The organism is Streptomyces sp. GC420 (assembly GCF_009916105.1).
Taxonomy (GTDB): domain Bacteria; phylum Actinomycetota; class Actinomycetes; order Streptomycetales; family Streptomycetaceae; genus Streptomyces.
On the sequence record NZ_JAAAXQ010000178.1, the window covers coordinates 1 to 15,959 of the forward strand.

The 15,959-nt window shown below is 71.6% G+C and carries 14 protein-coding genes and 2 tRNA genes; 9 read left to right on the forward strand and 7 right to left on the reverse strand.

Annotated elements, in window-relative coordinates; all coding sequences use genetic code 11:
* Positions 1-194: 194 nt before the first annotated feature.
* Together GUY61_RS21500 and GUY61_RS21505 are read left to right on the forward strand one after the other, a co-directional pair.
* Positions 195-285, forward strand: a tRNA-Ser gene (locus GUY61_RS21500).
* A 204-nt stretch (positions 286-489) separates the two neighbouring features.
* A tRNA-Arg gene (locus GUY61_RS21505) sits at positions 490-562 on the forward strand.
* Between the two features lie 91 nt (positions 563-653).
* Here the strand turns inward: GUY61_RS21505 and xerC are convergent.
* The 6 genes from xerC to GUY61_RS21535 form a co-directional block, all read right to left on the reverse strand.
* Positions 654-1,937 carry a tyrosine recombinase XerC gene (gene xerC, locus GUY61_RS21510; RefSeq protein ID WP_166631857.1) on the reverse strand — a complete coding sequence of 428 codons (1,284 nt, stop codon included), beginning with the start codon at positions 1,935-1,937 and terminating at the stop codon, positions 654-656.
* Positions 1,937-2,119: a helix-turn-helix domain-containing protein gene (locus tag GUY61_RS21515; protein WP_019324615.1), complete on the reverse strand. Its 183-nt coding sequence runs from the start codon at positions 2,117-2,119 to the stop codon at positions 1,937-1,939. Before GUY61_RS21515 ends, xerC begins: the two co-directional genes overlap by 1 nt.
* Positions 2,116-3,573, reverse strand: a complete 1,458-nt coding sequence (locus GUY61_RS21520; protein ID WP_166631858.1) for a replication initiator — start codon at positions 3,571-3,573, stop codon at positions 2,116-2,118. The genes GUY61_RS21515 and GUY61_RS21520 overlap by 4 nt, the downstream gene beginning before the upstream one ends.
* 153 nt (positions 3,574-3,726) lie before the next feature.
* Complete coding sequence (locus GUY61_RS21525; RefSeq protein WP_166631859.1) at positions 3,727-4,494, reverse strand: DUF2637 domain-containing protein; 768 nt, start codon at positions 4,492-4,494, stop codon at positions 3,727-3,729.
* A 39-nt stretch (positions 4,495-4,533) separates the two neighbouring features.
* Positions 4,534-5,007, reverse strand: a complete 474-nt coding sequence (locus GUY61_RS21530; RefSeq protein ID WP_243766634.1) for a hypothetical protein — start codon at positions 5,005-5,007, stop codon at positions 4,534-4,536.
* Positions 5,008-5,082: 75 nt separating this feature from the next.
* Positions 5,083-6,225, reverse strand: coding sequence for an NB-ARC domain-containing protein (locus GUY61_RS21535; RefSeq protein ID WP_243766635.1), 1,143 nt, complete (start codon positions 6,223-6,225; stop codon positions 5,083-5,085).
* Between the two features lie 925 nt (positions 6,226-7,150).
* Here GUY61_RS21535 and GUY61_RS21540 point away from each other — a divergent pair.
* The 6 genes from GUY61_RS21540 to GUY61_RS21565 are packed head-to-tail and all read left to right on the forward strand — an operon-like array spanning position 7,151 to position 13,166.
* Positions 7,151-7,507: a DUF779 domain-containing protein gene (locus GUY61_RS21540; RefSeq protein WP_166631860.1), complete on the forward strand. Its 357-nt coding sequence runs from the start codon at positions 7,151-7,153 to the stop codon at positions 7,505-7,507.
* 30 nt (positions 7,508-7,537) lie between these two features.
* Positions 7,538-7,912 (forward strand): RNA-binding S4 domain-containing protein, encoded by a 375-nt coding sequence (locus GUY61_RS21545; RefSeq protein ID WP_208106278.1) that lies wholly within the window; start codon positions 7,538-7,540, stop codon positions 7,910-7,912.
* Positions 7,909-8,817: an FAD-dependent oxidoreductase gene (locus tag GUY61_RS21550; protein ID WP_166631861.1), complete on the forward strand. Its 909-nt coding sequence runs from the start codon at positions 7,909-7,911 to the stop codon at positions 8,815-8,817. Before GUY61_RS21545 ends, GUY61_RS21550 begins: the two co-directional genes overlap by 4 nt.
* Positions 8,818-8,877: 60 nt before the next feature.
* A complete protein-coding gene (locus GUY61_RS21555) occupies positions 8,878-11,238 on the forward strand; it encodes an FHA domain-containing protein (protein WP_166631862.1) in 2,361 nt (786 codons plus the stop codon).
* 18 nt (positions 11,239-11,256) lie between these two features.
* The gene (locus tag GUY61_RS41900) at positions 11,257-12,174 is read left to right on the forward strand and encodes a hypothetical protein (RefSeq protein WP_398956371.1); all 918 of its coding nucleotides are present in this window, start codon (positions 11,257-11,259) and stop codon (positions 12,172-12,174) included.
* Positions 12,174-13,166, forward strand: a complete 993-nt coding sequence (locus GUY61_RS21565; protein ID WP_166631863.1) for a serine/threonine-protein kinase — start codon at positions 12,174-12,176, stop codon at positions 13,164-13,166. The genes GUY61_RS41900 and GUY61_RS21565 overlap by 1 nt, the downstream gene beginning before the upstream one ends.
* On the opposite strand, the gene GUY61_RS21570 is transcribed toward GUY61_RS21565, so the two are convergent.
* A complete protein-coding gene (locus GUY61_RS21570; RefSeq protein WP_166631864.1) occupies positions 13,137-14,396 on the reverse strand; it encodes a streptophobe family protein in 1,260 nt (419 codons plus the stop codon). The genes GUY61_RS21565 and GUY61_RS21570 overlap by 30 nt on opposite strands.
* A 227-nt stretch (positions 14,397-14,623) precedes the next feature.
* Between GUY61_RS21570 and GUY61_RS21575 the strand changes: the two genes are divergently transcribed.
* Positions 14,624-15,889 (forward strand): DUF6777 domain-containing protein, encoded by a 1,266-nt coding sequence (locus GUY61_RS21575; RefSeq protein WP_313896775.1) that lies wholly within the window; start codon positions 14,624-14,626, stop codon positions 15,887-15,889.
* The last annotated feature ends 70 nt before the right edge of the window (positions 15,890-15,959 follow it).

Consider the following 15,959-nt stretch of genomic DNA (forward strand, 5'->3'; position numbering starts at 1 on the left):
GGTGCGGGGCGGGGGCGTGCCCGGAGCACGCCTCCGCCTCCGCCCTCTCCAACGCGCTCCGGCCGACGGCGTTGCGCCACGTCCCGGGCTTTGCCCTGCCGGGCGCCCGCCTAGTACCGTGGAACGGGTTGGTGACCGGCCGTCGGTCTGTGTCATCATTTGCACGTCCACTCGCGCTCGCGCGGGTGCGCAATGGAGGCGTCGCCTAGTCCGGTCTATGGCGCCGCACTGCTAATGCGGTTTGGGCCTTAAAGCCCATCGAGGGTTCAAATCCCTCCGCCTCCGCACTCACCACCGAAGCCCCGGCCTCTGGCCGGGGCTTCGGTGCGTCCGGGGCCGCACACCTCCGGGCCCTTGGCCGCCCTCGAACCGCCGGATCGGTGTTTTTGCAGGTCAGAGGCGGTTTGATTAATGGATTTCGTCTCTCGCTGCAGGTCATGTAATGTTGTTCCCGCAACGCCGACCGGGCCGAAAGGGCCGGGAGGACAAGCACTCGTAGCTTAACGGATAGAGCATCTGACTACGGATCAGAAGGTTGCAGGTTCGAATCCTGCCGAGTGCACAGCACGTCAGAGGCCCTGTGGATCACTCCACAGGGCCTCTGCTTTATGCCTTGACGGCAGTGTTTGACGGCAACCAGATTCGGGGGCCGATCAGACGGCTACCGGGACACCGGCCGCGCCGTCATCGTCGTCCGGATCGGTGCCGTCACCCCTCAGCGCGTCGCCGACGCGATCGAAGGCGGAGCGCTGGGAGTCGAGCCGGACGAAGGTGTAGATGTCCATGGTCACGCGGATCGAGCTGTGGCCGAGGACTTCCATGATCATGCGAGCGTCGGCGCCCTGTTCATGGAGGAGCGAGGCGCAGGTGTGGCGCAGGTCATGAAAGCGGACCTTGCGGACGCCGGCGCGGACGCTCAGCACCTCGAAGGAGCGGTTCAGGTTGCGCGGCTCGATGGGGGTCCCGTTCTTGGTGGTGAAGACGAGGCCATGACCCGTGCTCTTCCAGTTGTCCCCCGCACCCTTCCGGTCGGCGATCTGCTGGGCACGCTGGGCGCGGAGCGCCGTGACGCACTCGGCGGGCAGGGCCACGCGACGGGCCGAGCGCTGAGTCTTCGGCGCGACGATCAGCAGCTCACCGCCGACGCGCTGTAGGGCCTGCCGAACGGTGAGGACGCCTTCGTGAAGGTCCACGTCCGACCAGCGCAGTCCCAGCAGCTCACCGCGCCGGAGGCCGATGCGGACCGCCAGTTCGTACGCGGCCCACAGCCTGTTGTCCCTGGCCGCCGTCAGGAGCTGACGCCCCTCTTTGACCGTGAGCGGTTCTATCTCACGCTTCCTTCCCATGCTCAGCTCCACGTTCCGGGCCACATTGCGGGGCAGCTCGTCCTCACGTACGGCGTGCTGGAGGGCGGCCCGCAGGATTACCAGCAGGAAGCGGACGGTCCGGTCCGAGGGAAGCTTCGTGCAGCACTTGCCGAGGGCGCAGCAGCGTCGCTTGTGTGCGGGCCGGTTCTTGTCCTTGCCCTGCGCGCAGCACTGACAGGTGGCCGCCGTCTTGGTCAGGAAGGCCCGGATGTCGCGGGCGGTGAGCCGGGCCAGCTTCCTCCTGCCGAACTCGGGCGTGACGTAGTTGCGGACGAGTGATTCGTAGTTGACGTACGTGGTCCTGCGGACCTTGCCCTGGGCGACGTTCGTGAGCCAGTACGTCAGGTACTCGGCGATGGTCATCTTGCTGGTGGATACCGGCAGGCCGTTCAGGGAGTCGGCCTTGAGCCTGGTCAGTTTCTCGTGCGCCTCGTCCCAGGTCTTGCCGTAGACGCTCCGCCGCTTGTACGTGCCGTCCGTCGTCAGGACGTAGGCACTGCCCTCCCAGCGGCCGTCCTTGCGCTGGTAGATGGTGCCCTCGTTGTTGGCGTTCTTCTTCGGCTTGGGCATCAGGCGGCTTCCTGCTCGGTACGGAGGGATACGTAGGCGTCCAAGGCGGCTTCGCTGATGCGGCGGCAGCGGCCGATCTTGAAGGAGGCGAGTTCGCGGGAGCGGATCAGGTCGTGGACCTTCCAGCGGCTGATGCCGAGACGCTCGGCGACCTGGTCCACGGTGAGTACGGCCGTCGTCATGCGGGCAGCAGTCCTTCCTGCTTGAGGCGTCGGGTGTGGGCTACGTCGTGGCGGACCTGGGCGGCGAGGAGTTCCTCGCCAGGGCGGTAGCCGCTGCTGAGGTAGGTCCATGAGGAGGCGGTGACGAGGGTGGTCTCGTCGGTGGTGGGAAGGCCGGCGCGGGCGCGGGCCGCTGCGGCCTGGGCGAGACGCCAGGCGCGGCGTACGTCGCGGAGGGCGCCGAGGGTGGTGGAGTAGGCGCGGGACTTGCTGGAGAAGTGGCCGCGGAAGCCGAGCATGTGGGCCCACTTCCAGAGCTTGAGGTCGGCGAACTCCGGCAGGTTCCCGAGGTCCCAGGCGGTCCGGATCATCTGGCGGACATGCCGTTGCACGGGTAGGGCCTTGATGGGTTCGGCCTGTCCGGTGCCTTGGCAGTCGTCGCACAGGTCGCGGAAGCCGTCTGGACCTCGTACGTAGCCGCGTCCATGGCAGGGGCGGCACATAAGGGTGCGGTCTACAGTGCCCGCGCCCTCGGCGTTCTTGGTGGCGTACTTGGCGACGTATCCGGCGACCTTGGCGTCGGTGAGTTCGCCGTCGCCCAGGGCGGAGATCTGATCGACCTTGAACCGGTCGCCCCACTTGAGCACGCGCTCGCCGATGGCGTCGGACTCGACGGTGAGCCGGGCCCTCTCGACCGCCAGGCCCACGGCGACCTGGAGGTCGTCGAAGGTGGCCCAAGGCGGGGGTGGGGCGGTGTGGCCGTCGGGTCCGTCGAAGCGGATCACGGCGTGGAAGTGGACCAGGCCGCGCTTCTGGTACTCAGCGACCTTGGCGAAGGAGACGCGGAGAGCGGCGTTCAGTGCCTTCTGCGTCATGCCGAGGTGTTCGGCCAGGGCGCGGCGCAGGTAGGTGGTGAAGCGTGCCCACAGCTGCCCGGCGTGGGCGTTCCACAGCACGGCGGCCGTGTAGTCGTACGTGGTCGGGTCCAGCGGGGTGCCGAGTTCCGGCGCATCTTCTGCGTGGGTCTGGCCGCAGGCACAGGGACGGGGCTTACCCGCGTCGGTGGTGGGGCGGTTGTGGACGGGACCGAAGGAGGGGGCGGTGAGGGTGACGAAGGCGCGAGGGTGGTCGCGGACGGTTTCGGCGACGGTCTTGCCGCCGGACAGGCCGGCGCGGATGAGGTGGTAGGTGTCGGCGGCGTAGAGGCGGGAGCAAGCCGGGCAGCGTGAGGCACGGCGGTTCCCGCACGCCGTGAGCAGGCTGCCCATGGGTTCGTCGGAGGAGGTGTAGGAGCGCAGTACCTCGCCGGTCGTGGTGTCGACGGTGGCAGTGTGGCCGGTCAGGCGGACGGGTTCGGTGCAGCCGCCGACGCGTTCGATCTGCTGCTGCGCACGGTCGAAGTCGCGGTGGTTGACCAGGTGGAGCAGGTCCCGCACGGCGGGGCTTGCCACGTGGCGCAGGTCCAGGGTGACCATTCGGGGCGTGTCCCTTCTGTCGGGGTGGATCGCCCCGAGCAGCAACCGGCCGTGGCTGTGGGCGTGTTGGTGCTGCTCGGGGCATGACGAACCAGGCCCATCGGGTGGGCGTGGATCTCGGGGAGAGGTGATCCGGCCGGTGGCCGGGGTGGCTCAGAGCTGAGCGAGGGCGGCGGTGGCCACCGGCAGGGCGACGCCCATGCGGGTTGCGAGCTGGGCGGCGGTGACCGGTGTTCCGTGCTCGGCGTGGTGGGTGTCCGCGATGCGCCGGGCCGCACTCAGCAGTGCGGCGGACAGAGCCGGGCGGGAGCCGGTGGCAGGCGCCTTGGCGACGGCCGGGGCGGGGGTGGAGTTGGGCACCTCGATCACGGCAGGTGCTTCGGCCGGAGGCGGCGCAGGTGTCGCGGCGGGGACCGGCTCAGGGGCCGGGGCCGCCGTCTCGGGAGCGGGCGCCGAAGTGGGCACCGGCTCAGCGATGGGCGCGGGGGCTGGGGTAGCTGTGGTGGCGTCCTCCGGGTGTGCGGCGGTGTGGAAGTGGGCGAGGAAGGCGGGGCCGACGTGGCTCCAGCCCAGGAGCAGGAGCGGGGCGACGGTCTCCAGGCAGGCCCGGCCGTAGTGGCCGGTCAGCAGGGGTTCGGCGGTGTTGAGGGCGAGGGTGAGCAGCCCGCACAGGTGCAGCAGGCGGGTGCCGGCCTTCAGCTCCGCCTTGGGGACGCCGCGCAGGGCGAGGAACCGCAGGGCGACCAGGAGGCCGACGACGGACAGGTCCACCATGGGAGCGATCAGCGGCGCGATCAGGCGGGGGACGCCGAGCCGCAGGGCGAGCGCCCAGACGTTGCCGAAGGAGAAGACGAAGGCCAGGGCCGCGATGACTGCCATGACCACGGTCACGGTGTGCCGGGTGAAACGTTCCTCCCCCATGCGCGGAACCTCCTCTCAGGGCGTCGGGATCAGGGGTGTTCAGGGCTTGGACAAAGTGACGGCTGGTCTGCCGGGTGCGTCCTTGTCGCCGGGGGGCGTGTGGCCGGTGGTGTCGAGGAGGGCGTCCAGGCACAGGGCGGGGTCGGCAGTCAGGTGGGAGGTGGCTTCCGCGATACGGGCGGCGTCGGCGTCGGAGACGTACGGGGTGCGGATACGGGTGAAGCCGGGACGGCCCTGCATCGCCATCACCGCGACCCCGACGTAGGCGGGGTCCTGCAAGGTGACCGGGCTGGCATCCGGCCAGTTGCGGATGTCGTCACCGAGTGCGGCCACCGCGGCTTCCACCGTCTTCTGCGCAAACGACAGCCCCACCGGGCACACGTCACGGATGAACGTCGGGATGGCATCCCCGGTGGTCTTCTGGCTGATCAGGACGGTCAGGATGCCAACGCTGCGGCCCTTCTTGACCAGGTCCTCCACCAGCCGGCCGTTCTCCGCCGTCAGCGCGGCCAAACGTTTCGTCTCAGCGTCGCCGCCCTTGTACTCACCAGCGAGCAAAGGCTCGTCGGCCAGTTCGACGTACTCATGTTAGAGCCCGTCGAGCTGCTGCCGGGCCACCGAGACCGAAACCGAGCCGAGCGCGGCGCCGACGTACGCGTCGAGGTCCGTACCCGGGTGGAGGCCGAGGAGCCGGAAGAAGCGTTGCCGCTCCGGCTCAAGATCCCGATAGGACAGATCGAACGTCGCGGCGACCGCGCGCTCGCCGGCGCGCAGCTCTCCCAGCCTGTCCCGGGCCGCCACAAATCGCTCCTGCAGGTCCTCGGCAGTCCAGGATGGATGATGCCGCAGCCGTGCCGCAAGCAACGACACGCCCAGCGGCAGACACCCGCAGAGCCCCACGAGCTCCTCAAGTACGCCCCGGTCGAGCACATCCGCCGACCGCCCGCTGAGCCGCACGAACAGATCGACCGCGTGATCAGGCGGCAGTGCCTCGACCGGCAGGACCACCTCCTCATGCGCGGCCAGGCGCTTCCGGCTGGTCACCAGGACGAGGCAGCCACTCCCGCCCGGGAGCAGGGGCTCCAACTGCCGGTAGCTCGCCGCGTTGTCGAGGATCAGCAGCGCCTTCATGCCGGCGAGCCGACTCCGCCACATGGCGGCCCGCGCCTCGGTGACCGCGCCCACGTCATCGCCGACGGGTATCTGTTGTGTGGGTACCCCGGCGGCCGCCAGCAGCGAGGCCAGCGCCTCGGTGGCCTGCACCGGTCTCCGCCCCGGCGTGTGCCCGTTGAGGTTCACGAACAGCTGTCCGTCGGGAAACCGCTCTGAGAGAACATGCCCGGCGTGCACCGCGAAGGTCGTCTTCCCGACCCCCGGCATCCCGTCAATGACGTGGACCGGCAGCACCTCGCCGGTCTCCTGCGACGTCCGTGCCGACCTCACCAGCGCCTCCAGCTCAGCATCCCGGTCGGTGAACGCCGTGGTGTCACGCGGCAGCGACCGCAACACCGGCGCGGCCCCCGCAGGCCCCGACTCGTCCTCCGGCTGGCGTGGCGACTGGGGCGGCAGGGGCGTCCGGGTCTCCGACAGCGCGGCAAGTAACACTGTCAGGCCGACCATCGCCCCGCCGAGCACGACGAAGGAGAACCAGGCGTTCTGCTGTAACCACCCCAGCCAGCCGGGCCACCGCGACTGATCGGACACCGCGTTCGTGACGAGCCCCACGAGCATCGTCGTCACGGCACCTCCGGCAGCCACAACGCCGATCGCGATCCCACGCCGGAGCCTCATACGTGGGCCGCCACACTGGCGGCGGGGCCAGTTGAATCCGCTGGACTGCCGCAGACGCGACACAGCGCACCAAGAACCGACACGGTCACGAAGCCAACCCCCGAGTTCGACGCCCCGACCCCCAAGCGGACCAGCCATCATGGAATCTGGTCAAGGTCACCTCTGCGCCATCCGTAGCCGTACGTGCGAGTTATCGACATGACGGACCGCAAGCCCTGCCAACGCCGCTGCGCGGATCCCGTAGGAGTGGACCGTCGGCGGCTCCCTGGCCGCCAGCAAATCCGGAGAGTACACAGCGACCGACTCGACGGTCTCCCACGGCCTCGATCTCCCTGTCCGGCCACCGCCACAGGGGCGTGCTTGAACAGCCAGGACGTCCCCTCAAACACCTTCGGCGACCCGATCAGCCCTGGGACTTTTCAGGGACTTTCAACGCTGTCCGAGGAACTTCCGAGGGACTTTCCGCCGCCTAACGCGGCAAGCCCCTGAAAGACCGGAAAGGGCCTCCGTCGCAGATCAGAGGCCCTTCCCCAGGCAAAGCCGCAGGCGGCGGCAGACGAGTCGGGCTGTACGCCGGGTTCAGTCCGAGACGTAGGCAAACAGGCGCGGTGTGCCCGGTGCAGGACCACCAGCACGACGAAGTTCCGGGCCAGGTCGGACAGGCCGACCATGCGCGCCTCGAACGGGCGGAGTGCATCCGTCGGCTCCGGCCCCCGGTCAAGATCCGGACCATTCCCGGGCCGGCAAGCCGCTCCCCGCTTCGATTGAAGCTATTTCCGCTGGTCAACGGCCTACCAACCATATGCCACCAGCAGACGGAGAATCTGCTGGTGTCCTACTCGCCACAGAAGCTCGACTTCTTCCGATGCCGGACGCCCCACGCGTGGAGGTGACTCCCGCGGCCGCCGGTCTGATCCGGCGGCCGCGGGAGGCCCACGGGCCGCTGATGTTCCATCAGTCGGGCGGCTGCTGCGACGGCAGCGCCCCCATGTGCTACCCCGACGGCGAGTTCCGTACCGGCGTCTCGGACGTGCTCCTGGAGAGTCCGCGGACCGACGGGGTGGCGGAACCGGTGGACTTCTGGATGTCGGCGAGCCAGTACGAGGTGTGGAGCCACACCCGGCTGATCGTCGACGTCGTGCAGGGGCGCGGCGCCGGCTTCTCCCTGGAGGCGCCCGAGGGGGTGCGGTTCCTGATCAGGTCCAGGCTGGTGGAAGGCTGAACCGGGCGCGGAAGCTCTAGAGTCGGAATCATGGCAGCGGACGAGGGACCCGTGCGGGTCGACACCTGGATCTGGTCGGTACGGCTCATCAAGACCCGGTCGATGGCGGCGACGGCCTGCCGCGGTGGTCACGTCAAGATCAACGGTGAGCGGGTGAAACCGGCGCACGCCGTGAAGCCCGGGGACGAGGTGCGGCTGCACCACGCCGGGCGGGAGCGGATCGTCGTGGTGTCGAAACTGGTGCGCAAGCGCGTCGGGCCGCCCGCCGCCGCCGAGTGCTACGTCGACAACAGCCCGCTGCCCCCGCCGCGCGAGGAGGCCGTGGTGGCCGGTGTCCGCGACCGCGGCGCCGGCCGCCCGACCAAGCGGGAGCGCCGGGACCTGGAGCGGCTGCGCGGCCGGTGAGCGCGAAGGGGGTGGACCTGGTCGTCGTCGGCGCCGGACCCGCCGGGGTGGCGGCGGCACTGATGGCGGACAGCCTGGGGCTGCGTGCGACGGTCGTCGAGGCGGACCGGGTGGCCGCGAAGCCCGCGGCGATCGGCGCCCTGGCGAACGTGCCGGGCGGCTGGGCGGACGGCGCCGCGCTGGCGCGCGCCCTGCGCGCGGACGTCGAGCGGCTGCGGCGGACCGGCCGCTGCGCGCTCGTCACCGGCCGGGTGGTGCGCGTCGCCGGGTACGAGGACCGGGCGGAGGCCGTACTCGCCGACGGGCGCGTGTGCGCGGGCGGCGCGGTGGTGGTGGCGACCGGGGTGGAGGCGCTCGCGCCCTCCGCCACGGACTGGATCACGGCGGCTCCCGGTGTGCCGCCCCCTCCCCCGCTGTGGCGGGCGGTCCCCGACGGGCTCGCCGGCCGCCGGGTCGTCGTCCTGGGCGGGGACCGGCCGCTCGGCACCTGGCTGCGGTCGCATCCCGGAGCCCCCGTCCTGCTGCACGTGCTGCATCCGGCGGCGGACGCCTACAAGGCGGCGGAGGCCGCGGACGACACGCGGGTGCGCCTCGAGGAGGTGGAGCGGGTCACGCTGCGGCCCGGCGGCCCGGCGGTGCGCGTGGAGGCCCGTCATGCCGACGGGTCCGTGCGGACGTACGCCGCCGACCTGGTGCTGGGCAACCTCGGCGGCCGGCCTGCCGCGCCGGAAGGTCTGGTCCTGGGGCCGGACGGGCACTGTCCACCGACCGCGCAGCATCCGCGGGTCCTGACGGCCGGGGACGTGCGGGCGGCGCGGTTCCAGCGGATCGGAATCGCCATGGGGTCCGGGGCGGAGGCCGTGCTCACCCATTACTACGGCCTCACCCGGCAGCCGGGGCTCTGACACGGGCGGAAATCTCGCACTTCCCAGGCGTATGTCGGTGCGGAAAGATAAAATTCCCCCATGGGAGAGGGGCCCTACGTGCGCACCGCGCCCGAAATCGTCCTCGACATCGACGGGGACTCCACGGTGATGAGTCCGAGCCGGAGCTATCGCATCGGCCGTGACCCGACGAGCGACATCGTGCTGACCGATGCCCGGATCTCCTGGCACCACGCGGTCCTGCGGCCGTACGACGGGCACTGGACCATCGAGGACGAGGACAGCACCAACGGCACCTTCACCGACGGAAGACGCGTCCGCACCTGGGACGTCGGCCCCGGGAGCGTGATCGTGTTCGGCCATCCGGCGGACGGCCCGCGCGCCGTGCTCTCCGGACGCGCGCCGGCACCGGTGACGGCCGTGCCCGGCCCGCCGCGCCCGACCTCGGTGTCGATGCCCGCCGCCACCGGCACGTTCCGGCAGCCGACGTCGGTGCACGCGCTGGCCGCCCGCACGGTCCGGATCGGCCGCAGCGCCGACAACGACCTGGTCGTCGACGACCTGGTGGTGTCCCGCCGGCACGCGGAACTGCGGATCCATCCCGACGGCACGTACTGGATCTACGACCTCGGCAGCCACAACGGCACCTACCTCAACGGGCAGCTCGTGGACCGGGCGCTGGTCACACCCGGCGACATCGTCGGCATCGGGCACTCCGCCTTCTCCCTCATCGGCGACCAGCTGGTGGAGTTCACCGACACCGGTGAGGTCTCGCTCGACGTCCAGGACCTGACGGTCACCGTCGACCGGGGCCGCAAGACGCTGCTGGACCACGTGTCGTTCCCCGTCGGCGAGAAGTGCCTGCTGGCCGTGGTGGGGCCCAGCGGCGCCGGCAAGTCGACGCTCCTCAACGCGCTGACGGGTCAGCGGCCCGCCGACCACGGCACCGTGCTCTACGACGGCCGTGACCTGTACCGGGACTACGCCGAGCTCCGCCAGCGCATCGGCCTGGTGCCGCAGGACGACATCCTGCACCAGCAGCTGACGGTGCGCCGCGCCCTCGGGTACGCGGCGGAACTGCGCTTCCCCGAGGACACCGCGAAGGCGGAACGCCTGGCCCGGGTGGAGGAGGTCATCGTCGAGCTCGGTCTGGAGGAGCGCGCCGACCAGCCCATCCACAGCCTCTCCGGCGGACAGCGCAAGCGGGTCAGCGTGGCGCTGGAGCTGCTGACCAAGCCCTCGCTGCTGTTTCTGGACGAGCCCACCTCCGGCCTCGACCCGGGCATGGACCGCTCGGTGATGCACATGCTGCGCGGGCTCGCCGACGACGGCCGCACGGTCATCGTCGTCACCCACAGCGTGCTCAGCCTCGACGTGTGCGACCGGCTGCTGGTGCTGGCGCCCGGCGGCCGCATCGCCTACTACGGGCCGCCCAAGGACGCGCTGGTCTTCTTCTGCTTCGAGGAATGGCCCGAGGCGTTCGAGGCGTTCGAGAACGACCGCGACCGCGACTGGGCCGGGCAGTACGCCGACTCCCGCTTCCACCATCAGTACATCGCGAGCTCCTCGGCGCAGCCGCGGCTGACCGCGACCGGGTCGCTGGCCCTGCCGCCCCCGCCGCCGAAGGCCCAGAGCTGGGGGGCGCAGCTGCGCACGCTGATCCGGCGGTACGCGGCCGCGCTCGGTGCCGACCGCACCTTCCTCGCCATCATGGTCGCGCTGCCGTTCGTCATGGGCGTGATGGCGCGTGCCTTGTCGGAGGGCGAGTTCAACCGCGAGTCGACGATGAACGTGCTGCTCATCCTGTGTGTGGGCGCGGTGCTCACGGGCGCGGCCAACGCGGTGCGGGAGCTGGTGAAGGAACGCACGATCTATCGCAGGGAGAGAGCCGTCGGCCTGTCCAGATCGGCGTATCTGATGTCCAAGATCGTGGTGCTGGGTGTGGTCACGGTGGTGCAGTCCGTGGTCCTGTCCCTGGTGGCCCTGGCCGGTGTCCCGATGAACGTTCCCGGTGGCAAGGGGGTGTTCGTGTCGCCGATCGCCGAGGTCACGGCGGCCGTGGCGATGCTGGGGTTCACGGCGATGATGCTCGGTCTGCTCGTGTCCGCGCTGGTGCGGAAGGAGGAGGTGACGATGCCGCTGCTGGTGCTGCTCGCGATCGTTCAGGTGGTGTTCTGCGGCGCCCTTCTGGAACTGGACGGGGTGCCGGTCCTCAACCAGCTGTCCTGGCTCGTCCCTTCCCGGTGGGCGCTGGGCGCGATGGCTTCGACGATCGACATCAAGCAGGTGGTGGGCGGCCCGAAGGTCGCGGATCCCCTGTTCGAGCACTCCGCCGAGACGTGGCTGCTGGACATGGGCATGCTGGTGGTGCTGTCCCTCGTCCTCGGGTTCGTGGTCGCGAAGCTGCTGCGCCGGCACGAGCCCGTGATCATGCGGAAGTAGCGGAAGCAGGCACACGCCATGGTCGCACCGGTCAACTCCGACTTCCGGCCGACGCACGTCGTGCCGGGGGACGGCCTGCCCGCGTGGGAGACCCCTGACCCGTCCCGTCCCACGGAGCCGCTGGACCCGTTCCTGCCGGTGCAGCTGATCGACCGGGTCGGTGACTGGGGCCGGATCGTGTGCTCCAACGGCTGGTCGGCCTGGGTGGACGGACGGCTCCTGGTCGCCGTGCCGCAGCATCCCCCGGCTGCCCGGCAGCCCGCGGCCGGAACCACCGATCCGCGGCCCCTGCTGGCCAGGGCCGAGGACTCCCTGGGCCGCTACCGGCGCGCCGCAGAGGAGCTGGCCGCGGGCCACTCCAGCGGAGAAACGTTCCGGCACCGCACCCACGGTCTCCGGGTGGGCATGGTCGTCGACGGTGAGTCGGTCTGGCTGTACGACGCCGAGCACGAGCGCTGGGCCTACTGGGACGGCACCCGGATGAGCACCTACGCCTCCACGACGGACCCCTCCGCCGGCGGGGCGGCGGCCGGGGCCGCGCCCGGGCCGTCCGAGCCGGGGCCCCCGGAGGCAGGGCCGGTGGACCACGAGCCCACACAAGCGGTCGCGCCGGAGGACCACGAGCCGACACAGGTGGTAGCGCCGGAGGACCTCGGGGAACTGCCCCCGGCGGGCAGGACCGACCGCCCGGAGGGACGGCGTCGCGGCGACGGCCATGACGGCGACCGGCGGAGCAGCCAGGGCGGCGACCGGCGGGGCAGCCGGGGCGGCGACCGGAGCGAGGGGCCCACCCGCGTCATCGAACCCGAGGAAGCGGCACGGAGCGGCCGCTGGATCGACGGCCCGGGCGCCGCGCGGGCCGCCCCGGACGACGCCGACGGCGGCGGGTACGACGACCGCGGGGGCGGCGGCAGCAGCCGCCGCGGGTACGGGTGATGGCGGGGCTGCCCGCCGGAGACCCCGCCGAACTGCTGGGCAAGCAGGTCGCGGGATACCTCGTCGAGCGCGAGATCGGGCGCGGCGGCATGGCGGTGGTCTACCGGGCGAAGGACCTGCGGCTGGACCGGACGGTGGCGCTGAAGCTGCTGGCGCCCGAACTGGCCCGCAACGACACCTTCCGCAAGCGCTTCGCGCACGAGTCACGGGTCGCCGCCGCGATCGACCACCCCAACATCGTGCCGGTCTTCGAGGCGGGCGAGACGGACGGTCTGCTGTACATCGCGATGCGGTACGTCGCGGGGCAGGATCTGCGGGCCCTGATGGACAGGGACGGTCCGCTGCCGCCCGGGACCGTGTGCCGGATCGCCGTACAGGTGGCCTCCGCGCTGGACGCGGCGCACGCGCACGACCTGGTGCACCGGGACGTGAAGCCCGGCAACGTCCTGATCGCGGAGGGGACCGACACCGACCATCCGGAACACGCCTATCTCACGGACTTCGGGCTGACGAAGAAGTCGCTGTCCCTGACCGGGTTCACCAGTGTGGGCCAGTTCGTGGGAACGCTCGACTATGTGGCGCCCGAGCAGATCTCGGGGCGGCCGGTGGACGGGCGGTGCGACGTGTACAGCCTGGCCTGCGTGGTGTTCGAGATGCTGACCGGGGTGCCGCCGTTCCGGCGGGACGACGACATGGCACTGCTCTGGGCCCATCAGTACGATCCCCCGCCGCCGCCGAGCCAGGTGCGGCAGGGGCTGCCGCCGGCCGTGGACGCCGTACTGAGGAAGGCACTGGCGAAGGTGCCGGAGGAGCGCTACGACACCTGTCTGCAGTTCGTGGCGGCGCTGCGGGCCGCCGTGACGGCGGGTGGCCGGGGGCGGGCCGGTGCGTCTGATCCCTCCCTGTCTTCCCGTTCCTGGCCCGCCGGGCCGGAGGAGCCGCCCGCGCCGCCACGCTGGGCACTACCGGTCTTTCCCGGGCTCCGGTCGTAGTGGCCCGTCCACCTCGCCCCCGCGGCGCACCCGTGAGGCGAGCAGTCCGCCCAGAAAGCCCGTGACAAGCCCCCAGAGCGCCGCCGCTGCGGCCGTCGCCCACAGGCGCGGCCGCAGTGTCACCTCTCCGCCGAAGCCGCCGAGGTCCCCGATGCCCAGCAGCGAGAGCCCGGCCCTGGCGTCGATGCCGGTGAGCGGGCAGACGACCAGAGTGGTCAGGGTCAGGGCGATCGCCATGTGCGCGGCGTGCAGCCAAAGTGAGGTCCCGGCCGGTGAGCGGACCGCCATCACGAAGGCGGCGGCCTGCAGCAGTACGGCGGCGGCCACGAGGAGCCACCAGGCACGGCCGTCCTCCTGGACCAGCGAGGAAAGGGAGAGGGTGGAGTTCCGCTCGCCGCGCAGCACCGCGTCGAGGAGGTGCGGCACCGGCAGCCCGAACGGCCCTTCGACCCTGCCCTCCCAGGAACCGCCCATCCCGATCCCGAGCGCGAGCCAGACCAGGTTGGGCAGTCCGAGCAGCATGACGGCGAAGGTCTCGGACGGGTGCCCCCGGGTCGCGGCGGCCACCAGGGCGACGACCACTCCCGCCGCGACGCAGGCGAGGAGAAGGAACAGCATCGCGAACGCGGCCGGGCGGACCTGCTCCTGGTAACGCAGGAGCCGGGCGGGCAGCGGGGCCCCGCGCGAGACGAGCAGGGTGACGGCGAGGACGCCGAGCAGCCACAGCAGCCCGAAGAGGAGAGTGGACGGCAGATCGGCGCGGAAGCCGACGGTCGGGGTGGAGTCGAACAGCTCGCCGAAGAGGTCGGCGGGTGACTCCTCGCCGAGGGGGATCTCGAACGCGTCGCGTGCGCATGTCGAGAGCGCGGCGAGTGCGGCCGACCACAGCACCGCCGTACGGACGGCACGGCCCAGGAGTTCGCCGCCGGCGGAGACCGCGTGGTGCCGCAGCGGTCCGAGGAAGGCGGCGCCGGTCACCAGGGCCCCGGCGAGGGTCACGGACAGCGGCAGTACGGCGAGTTCGGCGTCCGCGCCCACCAGGTCCCCGGCGTCACCGGTCAGTTCCACCGTCCCGCCCGCCGCCATGACGACGACGGCGGCGACGACGCGCGGAAATGCACCGCCGGGGAGACCGGCCGCGCCCGCCGCCCACAGCCCGAGTGCCGCGGTGACGGCCATGGCGGCCGTGCCGCACACCACCGTGACCAGGGCGTCGCGCCAGTCGCGCACAGCGCCGAGGAGGGCACCCCGCCCGGCGGCCGCGCCACCGGGCGTTTCACCTTCGCCGCACGCGCCCCCCGCGCCGGGTCCGGGCCGGGGCGGTCGCTGTGGGCTCACCCTGTCACGTTAAGCAGCGCGGCCCGCGGCCGCCTTCCGGAGGGGCCGGTCGCGTCCGCTTGCGAGGTGCACGGGCCACAGGCACACAATGGGCGCGGAACGGAAGAAAGGGATCAATCGTGACTTCCCAACCGCCGTCCGGCCGGCCCGCGGGCCCTCCTTCCGGCCCTCTGTCGGGTTCCTCGTCCGGGGCCGGCCGCACCCCGCCCCCACCGGGACCACCGCGCCCGTCGGGCGCGGGACCGAACGGCGGCGAGCCCCGGCGGCCCTGGTGGCGCGACGTTCCCAAGATCGCTGCCGTGGCGGCCGCGGTGATCGCCGCGGTCGTGCTGGCCGTCGTCCTCACGCGGCCCGACGGCGGCGGCGAGGCAGCCGCCGGCGAGGTGTTCCTCCAGCCCGCGTCGGAAACCGGCCCGGATCCCTTCACCGGCTCCACGGTGACCGAACCCCCGGCCGCCGAGTCCCCCGAGACCCCGCCGACCGCCCCGGAGACGGCCACCGGAGCGACCCGCAGCGTGCCGGGCTCGACCCCGGGGCTGTACGGCGGCACCCAGAAGGTCGCGAGCTGCGACGTCGAGAAGCAGATCGGCTTCCTGACCGCCGACGCGGCGAAGACAAGGGCGTTCGCCACGGTCCTGGGCATCGACCCGTCCACGGTGCCCGCATATCTGCGCTCCCTGACCCCGCTCCAGCTGATGGTCGACACCAGGGTCACCAATCACGGCTACCGTGACGGCTCCGCGACCAGCTACCAGGCGGTCCTCCAGCGTGGCACCGCCGTGCTCGTCGACGGCCGCGGGGAGCCACGGGTGCGCTGCGCCTGCGGCAATCCGCTGACCCGTCCGGTGGAGCAGAAGGGTGCGGTGAGGACGACCGGTGAGGCCTGGGCCGGGTTCCGCGCCTCGGACGTGGTGGTGGTGGCGCCCGCGGAGGAGGTCGTCGACGTCTTCGTGGTCCACGACCCTGAGGAGGACCACTGGTTCGTCCGCAAGCGCGGGGACACCGGCAAGGAGGACAGGAAGACCGCGCCGCCGAAGGCGTCCCTCTCTCCGTCCGACCCGCACTCGGACAGGCGGACCGGGTCCCCGTCCGACGAACGGTCCGAGTCCCCTTCGAAGTCGCCGTCCGACGAGCGGTCGGAGAAGCCCTCGTCCGAGTCGCCCTCCGGCGAACGCTCCGACAAGCCGTCCGAAGAGCCCTCCGACAAGCGGTCCGGCGAACGGTCCGAGCCGGAGCGGTCCGAGCCGCCCTCGAAGCCGGCCCCCTCGCCCCCCGAGGAGAACGGGGAGCCCGAGATACCCGTGGAGCCCGAGCAGTCGGCGCCCCCGGACTCGCAGGGCTCGCAGCCGGCTCCCGACCAGTCGGCACCCCAGCCGTCCGGCTGACCGCACGGAACCGGGGGCCGCGCCCGGAGAGTGCGCCGGGGAAGAGGAGGAAACGGGGAAGGGGGAACGG